The sequence below is a fragment of the Pseudoroseomonas cervicalis genome (assembly GCF_030818485.1).
In the GTDB taxonomy this organism is placed as follows: Bacteria; Pseudomonadota; Alphaproteobacteria; order Acetobacterales; family Acetobacteraceae; genus Pseudoroseomonas; species Pseudoroseomonas cervicalis_A.
The window spans coordinates 1,205,734-1,222,368 of sequence record NZ_JAUTAJ010000004.1 but is presented as its reverse complement, the minus strand read 5'-3'; the positions used below and the strand labels follow the sequence as shown (position 1 = coordinate 1,222,368).

The 16,635-nt window shown below is 76.0% G+C and carries 15 protein-coding genes; 10 read left to right on the top strand and 5 right to left on the bottom strand.

The window, feature by feature from the left end; genetic code table 11:
* Positions 1-9 precede the first annotated feature (9 nt).
* The 3 genes from pstB to phoB are packed head-to-tail and all read left to right on the top strand — an operon-like array spanning position 10 to position 2,312.
* Positions 10-825: a phosphate ABC transporter ATP-binding protein PstB gene (pstB, locus tag QE401_RS09565; protein WP_307137984.1), complete on the top strand. Its 816-nt coding sequence runs from the start codon at positions 10-12 to the stop codon at positions 823-825.
* A 13-nt stretch (positions 826-838) separates the two neighbouring features.
* Positions 839-1,573 (top strand): phosphate signaling complex protein PhoU, encoded by a 735-nt coding sequence (gene phoU, locus QE401_RS09560; RefSeq protein ID WP_307137983.1) that lies wholly within the window; start codon positions 839-841, stop codon positions 1,571-1,573.
* Between the two features lie 22 nt (positions 1,574-1,595).
* A complete protein-coding gene (phoB, locus tag QE401_RS09555; RefSeq protein ID WP_307137982.1) occupies positions 1,596-2,312 on the top strand; it encodes a phosphate regulon transcriptional regulator PhoB in 717 nt (238 codons plus the stop codon).
* 36 nt (positions 2,313-2,348) lie between these two features.
* Here phoB and QE401_RS09550 read toward each other — a convergent pair whose 3' ends face one another.
* The 3 genes from QE401_RS09550 to QE401_RS09540 form a co-directional block, all read right to left on the bottom strand.
* Complete coding sequence (locus tag QE401_RS09550; protein ID WP_307137981.1) at positions 2,349-4,121, bottom strand: solute carrier family 23 protein; 1,773 nt, start codon at positions 4,119-4,121, stop codon at positions 2,349-2,351.
* 120 nt (positions 4,122-4,241) lie between these two features.
* Positions 4,242-5,858, bottom strand: a complete 1,617-nt coding sequence (locus QE401_RS09545; RefSeq protein ID WP_307137980.1) for a Na/Pi symporter — start codon at positions 5,856-5,858, stop codon at positions 4,242-4,244.
* A 19-nt stretch (positions 5,859-5,877) separates the two neighbouring features.
* Positions 5,878-6,540, bottom strand: coding sequence for a hypothetical protein (locus QE401_RS09540; RefSeq protein ID WP_307137979.1), 663 nt, complete (start codon positions 6,538-6,540; stop codon positions 5,878-5,880).
* A gap of 264 nt (positions 6,541-6,804) precedes the next feature.
* On the opposite strand from QE401_RS09540, the gene QE401_RS09535 reads away from it, so the two are divergent.
* The 7 genes from QE401_RS09535 to QE401_RS09505 all read left to right on the top strand — a co-directional run bounded on the left by QE401_RS09535 (position 6,805) and on the right by QE401_RS09505 (position 14,382).
* A complete protein-coding gene (locus QE401_RS09535; protein ID WP_307137978.1) occupies positions 6,805-7,218 on the top strand; it encodes an ATP-binding protein in 414 nt (137 codons plus the stop codon).
* A gap of 92 nt (positions 7,219-7,310) precedes the next feature.
* Entirely contained in the window at positions 7,311-7,634 is a 324-nt protein-coding gene (locus QE401_RS09530; protein WP_307137977.1) for an STAS domain-containing protein, read from the top strand.
* Positions 7,635-7,672: 38 nt separating this feature from the next.
* The gene (locus QE401_RS09525) at positions 7,673-8,566 is read left to right on the top strand and encodes a CheR family methyltransferase (RefSeq protein WP_307137976.1); all 894 of its coding nucleotides are present in this window, start codon (positions 7,673-7,675) and stop codon (positions 8,564-8,566) included.
* A complete protein-coding gene (locus QE401_RS09520) occupies positions 8,563-9,798 on the top strand; it encodes a chemotaxis protein CheW (RefSeq protein WP_307137975.1) in 1,236 nt (411 codons plus the stop codon). The genes QE401_RS09525 and QE401_RS09520 overlap by 4 nt, the downstream gene beginning before the upstream one ends.
* A complete protein-coding gene (locus QE401_RS09515) occupies positions 9,795-10,901 on the top strand; it encodes a chemotaxis protein CheB (protein WP_307137974.1) in 1,107 nt (368 codons plus the stop codon). The genes QE401_RS09520 and QE401_RS09515 overlap by 4 nt, the downstream gene beginning before the upstream one ends.
* A 24-nt stretch (positions 10,902-10,925) precedes the next feature.
* Complete coding sequence (locus QE401_RS09510; protein WP_307137973.1) at positions 10,926-11,705, top strand: response regulator; 780 nt, start codon at positions 10,926-10,928, stop codon at positions 11,703-11,705.
* Between the two features lie 4 nt (positions 11,706-11,709).
* Complete coding sequence (locus QE401_RS09505; RefSeq protein ID WP_307137972.1) at positions 11,710-14,382, top strand: ATP-binding protein; 2,673 nt, start codon at positions 11,710-11,712, stop codon at positions 14,380-14,382.
* A gap of 64 nt (positions 14,383-14,446) precedes the next feature.
* On the opposite strand, the gene QE401_RS09500 is transcribed toward QE401_RS09505, so the two are convergent.
* Both QE401_RS09500 and QE401_RS09495 read right to left on the bottom strand, forming a co-directional pair.
* On the bottom strand, positions 14,447-14,833 hold the full coding sequence (locus QE401_RS09500; protein WP_307137971.1) for a DoxX family protein: 387 nt from the start codon (positions 14,831-14,833) through the stop codon (positions 14,447-14,449).
* Between the two features lie 110 nt (positions 14,834-14,943).
* Positions 14,944-16,632, bottom strand: coding sequence for an ABC transporter permease (locus tag QE401_RS09495; protein WP_307137970.1), 1,689 nt, complete (start codon positions 16,630-16,632; stop codon positions 14,944-14,946).
* Between the last annotated feature and the right edge of the window lie 3 nt (positions 16,633-16,635).

Genomic DNA, 16,635 nt, shown 5'->3' with positions numbered 1-16,635 from the left:
AGCGCTTCCATGACCACCGCGAACACCGAGGCCCTGGGCGGCATCCAGGCCCGCTCCGGCGCCGCGCTGAACCCGGCGCGGATCTCGATCCGCGACCTGGAATTCTTCTACGGCGCCAACAAGGCGCTGAAGGGGATCAATCTCGACCTGCCCGACCGCCAGGTGACCGGCATGATCGGCCCCTCGGGCTGCGGCAAGTCGACGCTGCTGCGCATCCTGAACCGGATGTACAGCCTCTATCCCGGCCAGCGCGCCAGCGGCCAGGTGCTGCTGGACGGCAAGAACATCCTGGATGGCGATGTCGACATGAACGCGCTGCGCGCGCGCATCGGCATGGTGTTCCAGAAGCCCACCCCCTTCCCGATGACGATCTACGAGAACATCGCCTTCGGCATCCGCCTGCATGAGAAGCTCTCCAAGAGCCAGATGGATGAGCGCATCGAATGGGCGCTGACCCGCGCCGCGATCTGGGGTGAGGTGAAGGACCGGCTGAACAGCTCGGCCATGGGCCTCTCGGGCGGCCAGCAGCAGCGCCTCTGCATTGCCCGCACCATCGCGGTGCGGCCGGAGGTGATCCTGCTGGACGAGCCGACCTCGGCGCTCGACCCGATCTCGACCCTGAAGATCGAGGAGCTGATCGACGAGCTGAAGCAGGACTTCACCATCGCGATCGTCACCCACAACATGCAGCAGGCGGCGCGCTGCGCCGACCAGGTGGCCTTCTTCTATCTCGGCGAGCTGGTCGAGGTGGCGCCGGCGGAGGAGATGTTCACCGCGCCCAAGCAGAAGAAGACCCAGGAATACATCACCGGCCGCTTCGGCTGAGCAGGAGCCTCCCATGCAGACCGAAGCCCCCGAGCAGCAGAGCGAGCACATCGTGCGGTCCTATGAAGAACAGCTGAAGCGCCTGCGCGAGATGGTCGCCCGCATGGGCGGCCTGGCCGAGCGCCAGGTGGCCGATTCTGCCACCGCCCTGATCCGCCGCGACACCGAGCTGGCCAGCGCCGTCGTCGGCCGCGATGGCGAGATCGACGCGCTGGAGACCGAGATCGAGAATTTCTGCGTCCGCCTGCTGGCGCTGCGCCAGCCGATGGCCGCCGATCTGCGGCTGATCGTCGCCGCCATGAAGGTGTCCACCGATATCGAGCGCATCGGCGACTACGCCCGCAACGCCGCCAAGCGCGCGATCGTCGTCTCGCAGCAGCCGCAGCTCGGCAGCCTGAACGGCTTCCAGTGGATGGCCAAGCTGGTGCAGGAGAATTTGAAGGACGCGATCGACGCGCTGGTCAAGGAGGATGCCGCCGCCGCCGAGCGCGTCTGGGGTGCCGACGCGCCGGTCGACGACATCTACAACGGCATCTTCCGCGAGATGCTGACGCATATGATGGAGGATCCGCGCAACATCACCGCGGCCACCCATCTGCTGTTCATCGCCAAGAATTTCGAGCGCATCGGCGACCACGCGACCAACATCGCCGAGACCGTGCACTACGCCGTGCTGGGTCACATGCTCCCCGAGGACAGGCCGAAATCCGATGCTTCCGCATACACCGTCGTCCGCCCGCCTGCCTGATCGCGGCAAGAGGAACCCTTCGATGGCCGAGCCGCATTCCGGCATGGCCCGCCCGACCATCCTGGTGGTCGAGGACGAGGCGCCGCTGCTGACCCTGCTGCGCTACAACCTCGAGAAGCAGGGCTTCCGGGTGGACGAGGCCGCCGATGGCCAGGAAGCCCTGATGCGGGTGGCCGAGGCGCCGCCCGATCTGGTGCTGCTGGACTGGATGCTGCCGGCGCTCTCGGGGCTCGAGGTCTGCCGCCAGCTGCGCCGCCGCCCCGACACGCGCGACCTGCCGATCATCATGGTGACCGCGCGCACCGAGGACCAGGATGCGGTCCGGGCGCTGGACACCGGGGCCGACGACTACATCGCCAAGCCCTTCGTGATGGACGCGCTGATGGCGCGCATCCGGGCGCTGCTGCGCCGCTCCGGCGGCGTCGCCACCAAGGGCACGCTGGCCTGGCACGACGTGACCATGGACCAGGATGCGCACCGCGTCAGCCGCGCCGGCCGCGCCCTGCATCTGGGCCCGACGGAGTACCGGCTGCTGGAATTCTTCCTGCAGCATCCGGGGCGCGTCTTCTCGCGCGAGCAGCTGCTGGATGCCGTCTGGGGCCGCGACATCCATGTCGAGCCGCGCACCGTCGATGTGCATATCCGCCGGCTGCGCAAGGCGGTGAATGGCGAGGGCGAGGTGGACATCATCCGCACCGTGCGCAGCGCCGGCTACGCGCTGGATCTCGAGCAGCTCTGAGCGCGGCAGGGCAGGGGCGCGGCGCGCCCCTGCCGTTCAGTCCTGGAATTCCAGCCGCAGCTCCTGCCGCGGGCCCGGCCCGGCGGGCAGGCTGCGCTGCTGGAAGGCGCTGGCCTGCCTCGTCGCCAGCCAGAGCGCGAAAGCCTCCTGCGCCTCCGGCGGCCCGTCCAGATCGGCGGCCTCCGGCCGCAGGCTGGGCGGCGGCAGCGCCCTCCCGCCATGCCGCAGCAGCAGGCCGACACGGTCCTCGCGGAACACCGCCTCGACGGCCAGCCGCGTCTCGCCGCGCGCGGCCAGCAGCTCGGCCAGTTCCAGCAGCGCGTGGGCCATGCGGTCCATGGTGCTGCGCCGCGCGCCCCAGGCGCCGCCCAGCGCCGCGGCGCGGTCCTCCACCTGCTGCGCCAGCCGCGCATCCAGGGCCAGCTCGAACCGCGCCTGGCGCACCACGAAGGGCAGGGTCAGCAGGTTCAGCGCGAAGCCGACCAGCGCGCCGGCGGTCACCGGGCTCTGCAGCGCGCGCGGCAGATGCGCGGCGAATTCCGGCGCGATCACCACGCCGAGCCCGGCGCAGAGGCCGAGCCCGGCGACGAAGGTGCGCCGCGCATCCAGCATGCGGGCGGTCACCAGCTGGCAGCCCGCCGCCATCATGAAGCAGCACACATAGAGCAGCAGCGCCGCCTTCACCGGGTCCGGCACCAGCACGAACAGACCGACCAGCTTCGGCGAGCAGGACAGCAGCAGCAGCGCGACCGCCCCCGCCACCGCCACGATGCGCGCCAGGCTGCGCGAGGCGATGGCGAGCCCGACACAGGCCGAGGAGGTGCCAGGCGCCATGCCGCCGAACAGGCCGGCGAGCGTGATGGCGCCGAAGCCGGCCAGCACGCCGCGCCGCAGCGGCGGCTCGTCCGGGCGTTTCCAGTCGCCATCGGCGGCGCGCTGAAAGGCCACCAGATCGCCGAGCCAGGAGGCGATGGAGGCGCAGGCGGCGGCCAGGAAGGCCGGCATCAGCGCCCAGTCGAAATCCCGCGCATCGGGCAGGCCGGGCGCGGGCAGGGCGAACCAGGGCAGCGCCGCCAGCGTCGCCGCCGCCCCCTGCGGCACCAGCCCCAGGGCGAGTGACACCACCAGCCCGGCCAGCGCGCCCAGCAGCGCGCCGAACCGCGCCAGCCGGGTGCGGCTCAGCGCCACCAGCATCATCAGCGCCAGCGCGCCGAGCGCCACCGCCCCCGCCAGGCCGGGCAGCGCCGGGCCGGCGGCCCCCGCCTCGGCCGCGCCGCCGGCGAAGGCGGCGGAGAGGGCGCGCGGCAGCAGGCTGACGCCGATCAGGAACACCACCACGCCGGCGACCTCGGTCGGCACCAGCCGGCTCAGCCGTGGCAGGGCCAGCACCAGCAGCATGCCGGCGAGGCCGGCCACCGCCACCAGCGCCGAGGCCTGGGCCAGGCTCGCCTGCTGCGCCGCCAGCAGATAGACGGCGACGAAGACCGGGGAGGGGATGAAGGGCAGGGCGTAGCCGGAGCCGAGCGGCCCGCGCCGTGCCGCCTGCAGCAGCCCCGCCAGGCCCAGCGCCAGGATGGAGAGGCAGAGGAAGCGCGTCGCCTCCCGCGCATCGGCGCCATAGGCCAGCGCCACCAGCCCGGGCAGCAGGAAATAGATCGACTGGATGGCCAGCTGCTGCAGCGCCAGGGCGGCGGTGTCGGCGGCGGGCGGAAGATCCTCCAGCGCGTGCACCACATCGGGCGGCCGTTCCAGCTTCTTGTCCCGCCGGCGGTCGAAAAGCTCCTGCCAGCCGCTCAGCGCATTGCGCATGGCGGCGCCATTCCCTCAGCCACGATGTTCGTCTGTCCCGGAAGCCGTTTTCTTGGGGGTCAGGCTAGCCTTGCGCCGCGGCCGCTGGGAAGGGGGCGGGGACGAGCGCGGATGCGCCGCTCAGCCCTCGGCGGGGGCGGGCTCCAGCAGCAGCGCCTGGCGACGGATCAGCCAGACGGCGCGCTCGAACAGGGCGGTGGCGCGGAACAGCAGGTCATGCCCGCCCGGCGCCAGCCCCGGCTCGGCGCGGGCGACGCGGCGGCGCAGCTGGTCCATCATGTCGGAGCGGTCGGCGGAGAGGGTGCGCAGCAGCGCCAGATCCTCCGCCTCCAGCCCTTTCGCCGCCTCCTCCAGCTGCAGCAGCAGCAGGTGCAGCGCCTCGGCCAGCGCGCGCAGCGGCGCGGCGACGGGGTCGGCCTCGCCGCGGGCGCCGGCCTGTTCCAGCGCCTCGGCGAACTCGCCCACCGTCTCGCGCAGCGCCACCAGCATCTCCTGCCGGCTCTCCAGCGCCACCACCCGCTCCAGCGAGGCCGGGGCGGGGTCGCGGGTCAGCAGCTCGGCCAGGAAATGCCGCACCGCCTGCTCGACGCTGGCGGCGGCCTGCAGCCGGGCCGGGCGCGGCGGCTGGCCCGGCGCTTCCTCCCCCGGCTCCAGCAGCGGGCCGAGCAGCCCGGGCAGGCGGGCGGTCAGGCCGGCCTGCTCGCGCTCCACCAGCTCCAGCGCGGTCGGCGCATGCTCCAGCGCCTGGTCGTAGAGGTAGCGCGGCCGGCCCAGCGCCTCCGCCGCGCCCGGCGGCGACAGGCGCTTCAGCACCGCCATGAACGCCCCGTTCAGCGGCGCCAGCGCCAGGGCGGTGATCAGCTGGAACAGCAGGAACAGCCAGCCGACGCGCTCCGGCAGGTCGTGCGACAGCCAGGCGGTGGCGGCGAGCACCAGCGGCACGCCCCGCTGCTCCAGCCAGAAGAGCAGCAGGAACAGCGCGGTGCCGGCCGCCTTGAACAGCGTCTGGTAAAGCGCCAGCTGCCGCGCCGAGCCGGACAGATTGCCCGAGAGCAGCAGCACCGACAGGCCCGAGCCGAGCGAGGCGCCATAGACCACCATCACCGTCTGCTCGAAGCCGAGCAGGCCGAGCGAGGTCAGGGTGATGGCCAGGATCGAGACGGTGGAGGAGGATTGCGCGATCAGCGTGATCACCACGCCGATCAGGAAGGGCGGCGTCAGCGCGGTGCCGGAGAAGGCCAGGATCTCGCGCACCAGCGGCAGGTCGCGCAAGGGTGCCGCGCCGGCCTTGATGGTGGCCAGCCCCAGGAAGAGCAGGCCGAGCCCGGCCAGCGCGCCCAGCAGCGGCTTCAGCCGGCCGCCGCCATCCAGCCCGAAATAGGTGGCGAAGCCGACCGCGCCGAACAGCCACAGCACCGCCAGCCGCAGATCGATGGTGGCCAGCAGCACCAGCCCCGCCGTGCCGGCATTGCACCAGGCCAGCGCCGGCAGGGCGCGGCGCAGCGGCAGCAGCCCGGCGGTGTAGAGGCTGGTGGCGATGAAGGTGACGGCGTTGGAGGATTGCGTCAGCGCCCCCATCAGCAGCCCCATCGCGGCGCTGCGCAGCGGGCCGCGCGTGGCCTCGGCCATCAGCCGGCGCATGCGCCGCCCGCCCATCGCCTGCAGCCCCGCGCCGACGCCCTTCACGCCGAGGAAGAACAGGCCGAGCCCGCCGAAGATGCTGGCCAGGATCTCCATCGCCTCGCGCTCTCCGGGCTCAGCCGCGCGGCCGCGCCAGGCCGAAGAGCAGCGCCAGCACCAGCGCCAGCCCGATCAGGCTGCCCCAGAGGAGCAGCTGCCGCGTCTCCTCGTAGCGGGCCTCGGACCGGGCGGCGAGCTCGCGCGCCGTGGCCGACCAGGCCTCGCCCAGCCGGTCGCCGACCGAATCGAGCTGCTGCTGCAGCGCCCGGTCGGCGCCGCGCAGCGCCGCATCGGCGGCGCGGGCGCCTTCGGGCGTGGCCGGGTCATGCGCGGCCAGCGCGGCCTTGTAGCGCTCGTCCAGCCCGGCCAGCGCGCGGCGCAGCGCCGGCAGCTCGCCGGCCAGCGGCGCGGCGGTGGTGTCGCGCAGCGCCGGCGCCGCGCCCTCCAGCTGGCCGAGCAGCCCGGCGGATTCCGCCGCCGCCGCGTCATAGGCCTGGCGCAGCCGCGGCGCGGCCCCTGGCTCATGGCTGCGCAGCAGGATGTTCTTCCATTCCTGCACCTGCAGCTTGAACGCCGTCTCCGCCTGGCGGCCGAGATCCAGCGCGCCATGCAGCGTGTCCAGCCGCGCCAGGGCGTCGCGCGCCTCGGCCTGGTTGCGGTGCAGCGCGAACAGGCCGAGCCCGGCCATCGCCAGGAGCACCAGCATCACCACGCCGCCGAGCAGCAGCCTGCGTTGCATCGCCCGCCTCCGCGCCGCTGCGGCGCCGTTCGAACACTGTCACGAAACTGCCACGAAGCGCCTGATTTTCCGGCAAAAAACCGCTCGTCTCCGGGGCGCGCATGGATCGCAGGCGGGAGGTTTTCCGTCAAGCGCCAGGGGAGGTGCCAGGGGAGGTGCCAGGGCGGGTACCAGGGCAGCCCCGGCCCGGCCTCAGGCGACCGCCTGACAAGCGCACCGCGCTTCGTTAGGCTGCGGCGAGTCGGAAGAAGGATACCGCCGCGCATGGCGCAGAGCACGGAACTGGCGCTTCGCCTGCGGCCCGAGGCCGAGGCGGTTCCCGCGCTGCTCGACCGGCTGGAGGCCTTCGCCGAGGAGGCCGAGCTGGCGCCCGGCGCCGCCCATCGCGTCGCCCTGGTGGCGGAGGAGCTGGTGGCCAATGTCGCCATGCATGGCGCGGGGGCGAGCTTCGTCGAGGTGGCGCTGCGCCTGCAGGATGGCGCGCTGCATCTGGGCATCACCGATGACGGCCCGGAATTCGACCCGCTGGCCGAAGCCGCGCCGGACACCGAGGCCGGCCTCGAGGAGCGCGAGATCGGCGGGCTCGGCATCCATTTCGTGCGGCGCATGGTGCGCTCGCTCGATTATCGCCGCGCGGATGGCCGCAACCATCTGCTGGCGGTGCTGGACGCCGCGTGATCGCGGCGGCACCTTAGGCACGATTGAGGAATGACGCGCCGCCGGGCGGAACCCGCGGCGCGGGACTGGACGCACAAAGGAGCGTGACGAGTATGCAGATCGCCGAGATCAAGTCCGGGGCCGTGACGGTCGCTGCCTTCGAAGGGCGGCTCGACACCGCCACCGCCGCGGCGGCGGAGGCCAAGCTGCTCGCGCTGCTGGAGGAAGGCGGCGTGGTCGCCGATCTGGAGGGGGTGCGCTACGTCTCCTCCGCTGGGCTGCGCGTGCTGCTGAAGGCCGCCAAGCAGGCCAAGACCGCCGGCAAGAGCTTCAGCGTCTGCGGGCTGCAGCCGGCGGTGCGCGAGGTGTTCGAGATCTCCGGCTTCGACAAGATCATCCCCGCCTACGCCACCCGCGCCGAGGCGCTGGCCGCCTGACCCCGCCCGGCGCAGGACCGGGCGGTCGCCGGCCGCCGGTGCCCTGCGCCGGAGCGGGTCTCGCCGCACGGCCGGGGGGCGGCGATCCGCCCCGCGGCGGCGCGGCCGCCACCGACTCGGGGCCGGCCGCCGCCCCGGATCCCGCCCGTTTCGACGCGGCGCGGGACGGGCTGGCCGCCCTGGTCGGCCTGGCGGCGAGCGAGGTGCTGTGCGGCCGGCTGCGCCGCGCCGCGCCGCTGATCGCCGCCGCGCCCGCCGCCAGCCTGGCCGCCCCCGGCCTCGACGATCCCTTCTGGGCCGCGCTGATCGACGCCGTGACGGTGCAGGAGACGCGGCTGTTCCGCACCGCGCCGCAGCTGCTGGCGCTGGCGGCGCTGGCCTTCCCGGCGCTGGCCGTGCCGGGCCGCCCCTTGCGCATCCTCTCCGCCGGCTGCGCCACCGGGGAGGAGGCCTGGAGCCTCGCCGCGCTGGCCGCCGAGGCCGGGCTGCCGGCGCGCATCCTCGGCCTCGACCTCTGCCGCCCGGCCCTGGCGCGCGCCGCCAGCGGCTGGTTCGAGCCCGGCCCGCCCGACCCGCTGCGCGAGGTGCCCGAGGCCTATCGCGGCCACTTCCCGACCGGGCCCGATGGCGCGCCCCGCGCCCGGCCCGGCGATGCGGTTGCGGTCGGCTTCGCGCGGGCCAATCTCTGCGCCCTGGCGCCCGTCGACCCATCCCCCGGCGCACCGCCCGAGACTTCGGAGCAGGACATCATTCTCTGCCGCAACGTGCTGATCTATCTGACCCAGGCGGCGCGGGAGGCGGTGCTGCGCGGCCTCTGCGCCCGGCTCGCCCCGGGCGGGGCGCTGCTGCTCGGCGCCACCGACCTGCCGCCCTCCGGGCTCGGCCTCGCGCTGTGGGATGCGGCGCAGCCCTCGCTGTGGCGGCGGGCATGAGCGGCGCCGCGCTGCTGGCCGGCGGCCGCGCCTGGCGCCTGCCGCCCGGCGCCGCCCCGGTGGAGCCGCCGCGGATCCGGCCGCTGCCCGGCGCCCCCGCCACCCTGCCGGCGCTGGCGCTGCTGGACGGGCAGGCGGTGCCGGTGCTGGCGCCGGGCGGCGCGCCCGGCCCGGTCTGGCTGGCCTGCCAGGGCCCCTCCGGCCGGCTGCTGGTGACCGGCGAGGCGCTGCTCGACACCACCCCCGACGGCGCCCTGCCGCTGCCCCTGGCGCTGGAGGCACCGGCGGGCACCGCGCCCAGCGCGCCGCCGCTGCCGCCGGGGCCGCTGCCGCCACTTTCCGGCCGCGCCCGCCATCCGGCCCGCGCCGCCGCCGCCTTCCTGGCGCTGGGCCTGGGCGAGGGCCGGCTGGTGGTGCCGCTGGCTGCGCTGCGCCGGATCGTGGCCTTTCCCGAGCTGGTGCCGGCCCCGGGCCGGCCGCGCGGCGCGCTCGGCCTCGGCCTGGCCGAGGGGCTGGCCGGCGGCCGCGCCGAGCGGCGTGCCGGCGAGGGCGCGGCCGGGGTGCCGGTGCTGGTGCTGGACCCGCTCTGGCTCGACCCGACCCTGCCCCCCTGGCCGGCGCCGCCGCTGATGGCGGTGCTGGCGGTGGAGGGAAGGCTCTACGCGCTGCCCTGCGACCGCGCCGCGCCGCAGGCCGGGCCACCGGCGGGCGCGGAGCTGGAGACGCTGCTGGCCGGCCCGGCCGCCGCGGCGCTGCGCGCCCTGGCGCCGCCGCTGCGCGAGCGGCCGCCGCCGCCGCCCGAGCCGCGCCTGCCGCTGCTGCTGGCCCGCGCCGGCGCGCTGCTCTTCGCCCTGCCGGCCGAGGAGGTCGCGGCGGTGGTGCCGCCGCAGCGCCCCTCGCCGCTGCCGCAGGCGGGCGCCTTCGGAGTGGTTTCGCATCGCGGCGATGTGCTGCCGGTGCTGGATGCCGGGCTGGCGCTGGGGGCCGGGGCGGTGCTGGCCACCGATGCGGCGCCGCCGCTGCTGCGCCTGGCCGGCAGCGCGCCGCTGGCCCTCGCCGTCAGCGCCGTGCCCGGGCTGCGGCACCTGCCCAGCGCCGGCCTGGCCGAGCTGCCGGGCGATGGCCCGGTCGCCGCGCTGCTGCCCTATCAGGGCCGCACCCTGCCGCTCTGCCGCGCCGCCGCCCTGGCGCGTTCGGCGCTGCTCTCCCCGTCGCTGGCCGCCCCCGCGTGATCCGCGTCCTGGTGGTGGACGATAGCGGCTTCATGCGCATGGCGCTGAAGCGCATCATCGAGGCGGATGGCGACCTCAAGGTCGTGGGCGAGGCCGCCAATGGCATCGCCGCGCTGGAGCTGGCGGCCAGGCTGCGCCCGGATGTGGTGGCGCTGGATGTCGAGATGCCGGAGCTGGACGGGCTGGCGGTGACCGAGCGGCTGATGGCGCTGCCGAGCCCCCCCGCCGTGGTGATGGTCAGCCACCACACCCGCGACGGGTCGGAGGTGGCGCTGGCCGCCCTGGCGCGCGGCGCGGTGGATTACCTGTGGAAGGGCTCGGCGCTGTCCGGCCTCGATCTCGGCCGCATCGACCGCGAGCTGCGCGGCCGGCTGCGCCACTGGGCGGCGCAGCGGGCGCGCGCCCTGCCGGAGGGCGAAACGCGCGCCGGCGCGCCGCTGCGCCTGCCGCAATCCCTGCTGCAGCCGGCCGCCGCCGCCGCGCCACCGCCACCCGCGCGGCCGGGCCAGGGGCGCTGCGATGTGGTGCTGCTCGGCGCCTCCACCGGCGGGCCGGATGCGGTGGCGGCGTTCCTGAAGGCGGCCGGGCCTCTGCCGGTGCCCTGCCTGGTGGCGCAGCACATGCCGGCCGAGCTGGGGCCGGAGCTGGTGCGGCATCTGGCCGCCCGCACCGGCCAGGTGGTGCGCCTCGGCGAGCGCGGCCTGCATCCGGTGCCGGGCGAGGTGGTGGTGCTGCCCGGCGGCACCGATGGCCATCTGGCGCGCGCCGCCGATGGCGGCTTCCTGTTGCGTCTGGCCGCCGGCCCGGGGCCGGTGCATCCTTCGGTCGACCTGCTGTTCCAGTCCGCCGCCCTGGTGGCGCGCCGGGCGCTGGCCGTGGTGCTGACCGGCATGGGTCGGGACGGGGCGGCGGGTGTCGCGGCGCTGGCCGCGCGCGGCGCGGTGCTGCTGCTGCAATCGGCCGCCAGCTGCGTGGTGGCCGGCATGCCGGTGGCGGCGGGCGAGGCGCTGCGCGCCGCCGGCGGCACGGCGGAGGAGGGCGAGCCCGAGGCGCTGGGCCGCCGCGCCGCCACCCTGCTGGCCCCGGCGGCGTTGCGGCTGTAGCCGAGCCGAGGGAAGGAGAGTCGCATGGCCGAGCCGCTCGACCCCGAATTGCTGGAGGCCTTCCTGCCGGAATGGCTGGAGGGCTGCGCGACGCTGGCCGAGGCCGCCGCGCCGGAGGCGGCCGGCCGCGCCATGGACCGGCTCTCCGCCATGGCCGCCGCCTTCGGCATCGCCTCGCTCGGCGGCATGCTGGAGGCGGGGCGGCCGCTGCTGGAGGAGGGTGATCCCGCCGGGCTCGGGGCGCTCGCCGCCGCGCTGGCGGCGCAGGCCGAGGCGATCGGCCGCGCCGGCACCGACCTGCCGCCGCCCGAGACGGCGCCCGGGCAGCAACCCGCCATCGAGGCGGAGGAGCCGGCGCCACCCGCCGCCACGGAGGCCCCCCGGCTGCGCGCCCTGGTCGTCGATGACAGCGCCATGATGCGCCGCCTCGTCCGGGAGACCCTCTCCGGCGACCCCGCCTTCACCGTGGTGGGGGAGGCCGGCGATGGCCGCGCCGCGCTCGCCCTGATGGAGGCGCTGCGGCCGGACCTGACCATGCTGGATATCGAGATGCCGGTGCTGGACGGCATCGGCACGCTGCGCGAATGGGCGCTGTCCGGGCATGGCGCGGTGGTCATCGTCTCCTCCGCCGCGCGGCCGGGCTCGGAGCTGGCGGCGCTGGCCCGGCGGCTGGGCGCCAGCGCCGTGGTCGGCAAGCCTTCCGGCGCCTTCAGCCCGGATCTGCGGGACCGCCAGGGCGAGGCCATCCTGCGCGCCGCCCGCCGCGCCACCGGCCTGCCGGCGCTGGCCGGCACGGAGGGCTGAGGCGATGCTGGAGGAGGATGACGCCCTCTGGGGCGAATTCGCCGCCGAGAGCGAGGAGCATCTCGACACCATCGAGGCGCTGCTGGCCAGCGGCAGCGAGCCTGGCGCCGAGCAGGTCAACACGCTGTTCCGCGCCTTCCACAGCCTGAAGGGCATGAGCGACGCGCTCGGCGCCTCCGGCATGAAGCATGTGGCGCATGCGGCGGAGGACATCCTCGGCCAGGCGCGCAGCGGCAGGCTGCTGGTGGATGCCGGGGTGGCCGAGGCGCTGCTGGCCGCCGTCGACGGGCTGCGCCGCCAGCGCGAGGCGGTGCTGGCGACCAAGCGCGACCTGGCCGCCGAGCCGGCGCTGCTGGCGCAGCTGCAGCGCATCGCCCATGGCGGCGGCGCGTCGCCGCCCGCGCCCCCGCTCTCCGCGCCGGGGCCCGCGCTGTCTGTGCCGCTGTCCGTGCCGCCGGTCGCGCCGCCGGCCGCGCCGCCGGCCGGGACCGGGGAGGGCGGCGACCCGCTGCTCGGCGTGCTGGCCTCGCGCATCGCCGGGGCGGTGCCGCTGCTGGCGCGGCTTGGCGGCGAGATCCCGGCGGCGCGCGAGGCCGAGGCGCTGCGCGAGGCCGAGGATCTGGCCGGCGCCGCATCGCTGCTCGGCCTGCACCGCCTGGCGCGCGGCTTCGCCGGCCTGGCCGAGGCGGCGGGCAGCACCGCGGCGCTGCCGGCGCTCGGCCTGTTGCGGCGGCAGCTGGAGCTGCTCGGCGCCCGCGCCGGGGAGAGCGCGGGGGCCGAGGCGCTGCCCGCCGCGGCCCAAGGCGAGCTGGCGCCGCGCCTGGCCGGGCTGGCCATGCGCGTCACCGCGCTGACCGAGGGCGGGGGCGACGCCGCCGCGCTCGCCGCCGCGGCGCGCGCCACGGCCGCCGCCGCCTGCGCCCTCGGCCAGGAGGGGCTGGAGGCGCTGCTGCTGACGCTGGAGGATCTGGCCGACCGCGCCGGCGACCCGGACGCCGCCGCGGTGCTGGCGATCCAGGGCCCGCTGCTGGCCGAGCGGCTGCAGGCGGCCGCCGAGGGCGCGCTGCATCCGGCCCGCCCGCTGCCGCTCGCCGAGCCGGCCGAGGCGCTGGACCCGCGCCTGCCGCCCGCCTTCCGCGCCAATATGGGGCCAGGCGCCCGCGCCCGGGCACTCGCCGCGCTGGGGGCCGGGCAGCGCCTCTTCGTGGCGCGGCTGGCGCTGGGGCAGGAGGCGGTGCTGGAGAATGCCGTCGGCGCCTGGCTGCATGAGGAGGCCGAGGTGCTGGCCAGCCGCAATTTGCCGGACAGCACGCCGCCCTCGATCGAGCTGCTGTTTGCCAGCGGGCTGGCGCTGCCGGCGCTGGCCGCGCATGCGGCGACGCGCGACCCGGCCGGGCAGGTGCTGCACGAGCTGTCGCTGCTGCCCGAGGTGGCGCCCCTGGCCGCGCCCGAGGCGGCGCCGGAGACCGCCGAGGCCGGCCCCGTCACCATGCGGGTGCGGCAGGAGACGATCGACGGCATCATCAACCTGCAGGCCGAGCTGCGCGCCGCCGCGCTGGCTCTGTCGGAGGCCTTGCAGGAGGGCGGCGCCCGCACCGCGATCAGCCGGCTGGCGGCGCTGGAGCAGTGGCTGCCCGGCGGCATCGCGCCGCAGATGGCGCAGTCGCTCGACCGGCTGCGCCGCCACCAGGACACGCTGGACGCCGCCGAAAGCCGCCTGACCCTGTCGCTGCGCCGGCTGGACGAGGCGGTGCTGGAGCTGCGCGTGGTCCCCGTCGGCACGCTTTTCGCCCGGCTGCCGCGGGTGGCGCGCGCCGTGGCGCGGGCCAGCGGCAAGGAGGTGGAGCTGCTGCTGGAGGGGCAGGAGGTCGCCATCGACCGCTCCCTGGTGGAGCTGCTGGCCGATCCGCTGCTGCATCTGGTGCGCAACGCCGTCGACCATGGGCTGGAGGCGCCGGCGGCGCGGCTGGCCGCCGGCAAGACCGCGCGCGGCACGCTGCGCATCTCGGCGGCCCGCCGCACCGGGCAGATCCGGGTCCGCGTCAGTGATGACGGCGCCGGCATCGACACGCAGCGCGTGCTGGACCGCGCCGTGGCGCGCGGGTTGCTGGAGCCGGGCGAGGCGGCGCTGCTGCCGCTGGCCGATATCCACGCTTTGCTGTTCCGCCCCGGCTTCTCCACCGCCGAGACGGTGACCGAGACCTCCGGCCGTGGCGTCGGGCTCGACGTGGTGCAGGAGGCGGTGCGCCGCGCCGGCGGCACGCTGGAGGTGGCGAGCGAGGCCGGGCAAGGCACCAGCTTCACCCTGCGCCTGCCGCTGACGGCGGCGGTGCAGAATGTGCTGCTGGTGGAGGTGGGCGGGCATCCCTATGCCCTGCCGGCCGGGCGGGTGGAGGCGGTGCTGGAGCCGGGCGCGCCCCTGCCGCCGGGGGCCGAGCTGCGCCGCCTGGCGGAGCTGCTGAACCTGCCGGCCGCGCCGGCGGCGGGCGAGGGCGGGGTGGTGATGCTGCGCAGCGCCGGGCGGCTGCTGGGGCTGGCGGTGGACCGGGTGCAGCGGCGCTCCGACCTGCTGCTGCGGCCGCTGCACCCGGCGCTGGCGGCGCTGCCCGGGGTGGGCGGCGTCGGCGTGCTGGGCAATGGCGAGCCGGTGGTGCTGCTGGAGCCGGACGGGCTGTAGCACCGACAAGAAAGGCCCGGGCAGCCTGGCTGCCCGGGCCGGGTCCGGCGCGGCCGGGGGCGCCTCAGCGCTTGTCGAGCGCCAGCGCGCCGGGGCCGGCGAAGACCAGGTAGAGGAAGACGAAGCAGAACAGGATCGCCGCGTCGCCGCCATTCAGCACCGGGTAGAAATTGCGCGGCGCATGGGCGAGGAAATAGGCGAAGGCCATCAGGCCGGAGAGCACGAAGGCCACCGGGCGGGTGAACAGCCCGAGCACCAGCAGCGCGCCGCCGACCAGCTCCAGCACGCCGGCGGTCCAGGGCAGGGTGAAGGCGGCGGGCAGGTTGCCGCCGGGCGGCGGGGCCGGGAAGCCCAGCAGCTTCTGCGTGCCATGCGCCATGAACAGCAGCGCCGACATGATGCGCAGCGCGGCCAGCGCCAAAGGCGCGAAGCGGTTGAGGGAAGCGGTCACTGTTATCTCCCGATCGGGGCGGGGCCGCCCCCGCTCAGGCTCCAGATAGAGTGCTGCGAAGGATTCGCAAACGGTTCTGCGTGTGACGCAAGGTCACAGCGGGCCGGACCTCACAGCCGCCAGGGCAGGGTGCCGGGCGGCAGGCGGCGGCCGAGCAGGGTGGCCAGCCCCATCAGCCCGGCCACCAGCAGCAGCGACAGGCAGGACACCGCCGCCGCCTGCGGCCCCTGGCCGCCATCCTGCAGGTTGAACACCAGCAGCCCCAGCGTCTGGGTGCCGGGCCCGTGCAGCAGGGAACTGATCGTCACCTCATTCACCGCCAGCAGCACCACCAGGATGGCGCCGGCCGCCAGCGCCGGGGCCAGCAGCGGCAGCTGCACGGCCGACAGCCGCAGCCACAGCCCGGCGCCGAGGCCGCGCGCCGCCATCTCCAGCGCCGGGTCCAGCCGCGCCGCGGCGGCGGCGACCGGGCGCAGCGCCAGCGCCTGGAAGCGCGAGAGATAGGCGAACAGGATCAGCCCCATCGTGCCATAGACGGCGCCGCCCCCCGGCAGGGTCAGCACCAGCAGGATGGCGGCCACCGCCGTGCAGGCGCCGGGCAGGGCATAGGGCAGGTCGATGCCGGCGCTGGCCCAGCGCACCGGGCGGTGCCGCAGCGACAGCGCCACCGGCAGCGCCGCCAGCGCCAGCAGCAGCGCGGCGCCGCCGGCCAGCAGCAGCGAATTGCCCAGCGCCGCCAGGGTGTGCGCCCCGGGCGCCAGGGTGGCGGCGAAATGCCGCAGCGTGACGCTCTGCGCCGAGAGCGGCACACCCATCGCCGGCACCAGCGCGCTGCACAGCAGGGCGGCCAGCGGCAGGGCCAGCACCGCCAGCAGGTAGAGCGCCAGCGGCAGCAGGGCGAGTCGGCTGCCCAGGCTTGCCGGCAGCGGCGCGAAGGGCCGGCCGGCGCGCCAGGCGATGCCGCGCGCGGCGCGGAACTGCAGCAGCAGCCCCGGCAGGGCGAGCGCCGCCAGCAGCAGCGAGAGCGCCGCCACCTGCGACAGCGCCGCCGGCCCGGTGGCGGAGAGGCGCTGCCAGATCAGCACCGTCAGCAGCGGGTAGCGGCCGGGAATGCCGAGCAGCGCGGCGATGCCGAAATTGCCCAGCGCCGCGACATAGGCGAGGCCGAGCCCGGCCAGCACCCCGGGCCAGAGCAGCGGCCAGACCACGCGCCGCAGCGCCACTCCGGGCGCGGCGCCGAGGCCGCGGGCGGCCGGCAGCAGCTCCCCCGGCAGGCGGCGCTGCAGCGCGGCGATGGCCAGCAGCACCAGCGGCGCCCCCTGGATGCCCAGCAGCAGCACCATGCCGCCCGGCCCGTGGAACGGGTTGGGCGCGCCGAGGCTCGGCGCCAGGCCGAGCGCCAGCAGCAGCGGCGAGGAAGGCCCGCCCATCTGGCTGAAGCCCAGCGCCAGGATCTGCGGCGGCACCAGCAGCGGCAGGATGCAGAGGAACAGCAGCAGGCCGCGCCCCGCTGTCTGCCGCAGCAGCAGCAGCGCCGCCTGGGCGGTGCCGATCACCCCGGCCAGAGCGGCGGCGCAGCCCGCCACGAACAGGCTGCGGCCGGCGGCGCGCCAGACGCCGGCATCGCCGGGCAGGGCGGCCAGCGCCGGCCCCGCCGCCTCGGCCAGCAGGCGCAGCGCCGGGGCCAGGCCGACCAGCGCCAGCCATAGCAGCGCCAGCCAGCCCAAAGCCGGCAGGCCGCCCCACCCTGCCGGCAGGCCGCCCCACCGTGCCGGCAGGCCGTTCAGCCGCGCCCGCACGGG

Excerpts from the sequence above, each read along its gene's own strand:
- pstB (WP_307137984.1), top strand. The coding sequence starts at position 10 with ATGACCACCGCGAACACCGAGGCCCTGGGCGGCATCCAGGCCCGCTCC.
- phoU (WP_307137983.1), top strand. The coding sequence starts at position 839 with ATGCAGACCGAAGCCCCCGAGCAGCAGAGCGAGCACATCGTGCGGTCC.
- phoB (WP_307137982.1), top strand. The coding sequence starts at position 1,596 with ATGGCCGAGCCGCATTCCGGCATGGCCCGCCCGACCATCCTGGTGGTC.
- QE401_RS09550 (WP_307137981.1), bottom strand. The coding sequence starts at position 4,121 with ATGCGCAATGCGCTGAGCGGCTGGCAGGAGCTTTTCGACCGCCGGCGG.
- QE401_RS09545 (WP_307137980.1), bottom strand. The coding sequence starts at position 5,858 with ATGGAGATCCTGGCCAGCATCTTCGGCGGGCTCGGCCTGTTCTTCCTC.
- QE401_RS09540 (WP_307137979.1), bottom strand. The coding sequence starts at position 6,540 with ATGCAACGCAGGCTGCTGCTCGGCGGCGTGGTGATGCTGGTGCTCCTG.
- QE401_RS09535 (WP_307137978.1), top strand. The coding sequence starts at position 6,805 with ATGGCGCAGAGCACGGAACTGGCGCTTCGCCTGCGGCCCGAGGCCGAG.
- QE401_RS09530 (WP_307137977.1), top strand. The coding sequence starts at position 7,311 with ATGCAGATCGCCGAGATCAAGTCCGGGGCCGTGACGGTCGCTGCCTTC.
- QE401_RS09520 (WP_307137975.1), top strand. The coding sequence starts at position 8,563 with ATGAGCGGCGCCGCGCTGCTGGCCGGCGGCCGCGCCTGGCGCCTGCCG.
- QE401_RS09510 (WP_307137973.1), top strand. The coding sequence starts at position 10,926 with ATGGCCGAGCCGCTCGACCCCGAATTGCTGGAGGCCTTCCTGCCGGAA.
- QE401_RS09505 (WP_307137972.1), top strand. The coding sequence starts at position 11,710 with ATGCTGGAGGAGGATGACGCCCTCTGGGGCGAATTCGCCGCCGAGAGC.